General features: G+C 45.0%; 2 protein-coding genes and 1 pseudogene. 1 reads left to right on the top strand and 2 read right to left on the bottom strand.

Translation table 11 applies throughout. The features are described from left to right. A pseudogene (locus tag HMPREF2606_RS10855) lies at positions 1–134 on the top strand (IS5/IS1182 family transposase); the annotation flags it as partial. A 375-nt stretch (positions 135–509) separates the two neighbouring features. Here the strand turns inward: HMPREF2606_RS10855 and HMPREF2606_RS00305 are convergent. Both HMPREF2606_RS00305 and HMPREF2606_RS11170 read right to left on the bottom strand, forming a co-directional pair. Next, positions 510–965, bottom strand: a complete 456-nt coding sequence (locus HMPREF2606_RS00305; protein WP_070843107.1) for a hypothetical protein — start codon at positions 963–965, stop codon at positions 510–512. A gap of 10 nt (positions 966–975) precedes the next feature. Beyond that, positions 976–2,554: VENN motif pre-toxin domain-containing protein (locus HMPREF2606_RS11170; protein WP_283122320.1), on the bottom strand; the 1,579-nt coding region annotated here is incomplete at its 5' end.

A 2,554-nucleotide genomic window follows, 5' to 3' on the forward strand; every position in this document is an offset into this window, starting at 1 on the left:
TGCACCGTAAATTCCGCTATGCCCGGGCAGCCTACTTCGGACTGAGCAAAGTGAGTTCGCAAAGCCATCTGAAGGCGATATGTTTGAACCTGTTGAAAGCCGCCAACAGGCTAAGTGTGCCTGTTGCCGCCTAAAAGGTGGCCCGGATACCTGATTATCAGGTATCTAAGAGGGGATTAAGGGGGTATTTGAGTAGAATTAGTGGATCTTTGAAACAAAAACAGCCGAAAATCTTTGTTTAGATTTCGGCTGTCGGGGGAAGAGCTTTTTTGCAAAGGTCTCATCCTGAATAGCAGATGCTTGTCGTTCATTTATTCTCATAAGTTTACCCTTCTGAAAAAATTAATTAATTTTAACACTGCCTGCCGGTTTGCCTGCCGTTCTTTTTGACTTGTTTTGGCAGCAAAAAGGGAATTTTTTGTGTTCAAAACCTTCGACTCCGCTTAAAGTCTTGCAGGATAAGGCTTGCAGGGGCTTCTAGCCCCTTTTTTGTCCTATATGCCGCTTATTCAATATTTAAAAGATATAATGGGGAATAGTGGATTATTCTCATCCCATGCTACCTCATAATTAACAAATATATTTTTTAATGTTTTAATGAAAGGAATGTTTAATTCAAATTTCTTTCCATTCCACTCTTCAAACGCCTCTGGAATATATTCCTTTATTAAATCTATCCCTTTTTTTGTTAATACAATTTCCCCCTGATACCACACCTCATTATCATTATTAAAAGGACTTTGTTTTGCTAAATTATGGCAAAAGTCTAAAATATCATTTTTCGTTTCAAAGTTGATAGGTTCAAGAGTTGCTAATTGACATATTAATAATCTATATATGAATTCAACTGCAAATTGCCAATCTTTGTTTCCTTGACCATGCGATGCAAAATGCATTGGAAAATAACCATCTAATGCTAAATACTCAAATTCGCATTGAATATTTTCTGCTGTCTCTAAATTCATTAAAACATCCTTATCTAGCAGGGAATTTAAATTTTAACTCTGTTGGCTTGCCTTTTAAATTAATATTTAAGTTATTTAATGTTGGGTTATTAATATCAACAGACGCAGTAGTTCCCTTGGTCATAGAAGCATTACCTGCTGGCCTATACACCACAAAGGTTCCGTCCGGCATTTGCGCTTTCCAACAGCCCACACATTTACCTCCGTATAATTTTTCACCTTCGACTCGTTCCATTAGTGTAGGTTTCCTGCCTAAATATCGACGTGCAAAAGCCTCGGCTGTTTGATTCGGATTGTCTGAAGAGGACATTTCTCTAGCAGCGCCGGGTTTTCCTTTTTGTGGCTGCCCAGGCAGGCGGGTGCGGCCAGACGTTTGCATCCTTTTTAATGCATCAGCCTGCCTTTCTGCAGAAGAAACGGCATTACGTTGGCGTATCTCCTCTATTCTGTTTGGGTTGTGGGATTCGATTTTTTCATGCCGTTGCTGATTAAATCTAGGATTATTTCTCCCTATGTTGATGTCATCTCTGTAATCTTTCGGTAGTTGCGGTTTCGGCAATGCCTTCTGTTCCCAATCCCGACTATTAAATCTCCGCTTTTTCCCATCAGGCCGCACCACCTTCACCGCATTGTCCGACCACGTTACCACAGAGCCTTTCGGTATCAGCTCTCCGTTGGCTAGGCGTTGTTCCTGCGACAGGGTAACGGTTGTTCCTTTTACCGCTTGGGGGCTTTGGGGAATGCGGGCTTCGCCGACAGGCACAGCTTTTCCGGGCGGAGCCTCGGCCTTGCGGACAATGGGAACAGGCGCTTTCAATGCCGAAGACGGCAGACTGCTTGGCCCGAATTTGAGTTTGCCGTTTATGTAAACTAAAGTCAGGCCTTTTTTGCTTAAATTCCCGGCACTCTTCACTACCTTTGCGGCGGCAGGCGAGCGGACAATGGCAGATGCCGTCCCGCCGCTGACAACCATAAATGCTGCATTGGCTCCAACCCGGGCATCAAACATTGCGTCCATTCTGCCTGCAAGTTGTGGATCGCTGATATATGCTTCGTCGCGAACCGCTTTCCAGTTTTCGTAGGACATCACAACTTTGTTGACTGTTTGCACGGGACTGGAAACGGCTTCAGCCAATGGAACAATGGTATTGTCCCACGGGTGGCGTATGCTCTCCCATGTGCCTACAACAATCTCTTTGGCTGCCAGATAGTATGCTTTTAATTCATAGGCTTCGTAAGAGCGGATGTAAAGGTCTTTGCCCTTTGGATTGTTTTGGTAGATCTTATCTGCTCTGGCTCTCAGGCTTCGTTCGCCGGGTGTGAATCCGTCCAAACGGTTTAGGGCATTATTCTCCACCGCATTCTGCGCCAACACGCCCCCTACTTGCGCATTGAACAGGGCATTGGTGTTTGTGCCGCTGGTGCCGTTCAGACTGCCGCCCGCCGCACCTACCACCGAAGCAAGCGCCCCGGTCTGCGCTTTGATCTCTTCCTTAATGTGTTCGGGCAGAAGATTGGGATTGAATTTCCCCGTTATTGGGTCAATCGCGGTATGGCCGTCATCGTATTGTTTGGCCAGATACTCGGCT

Origin of the sequence: Neisseria sp. HMSC070H10, assembly GCF_001837635.1 — a bacterium.
Lineage (GTDB): Bacteria > Pseudomonadota > Gammaproteobacteria > Burkholderiales > Neisseriaceae > Neisseria > Neisseria subflava_A.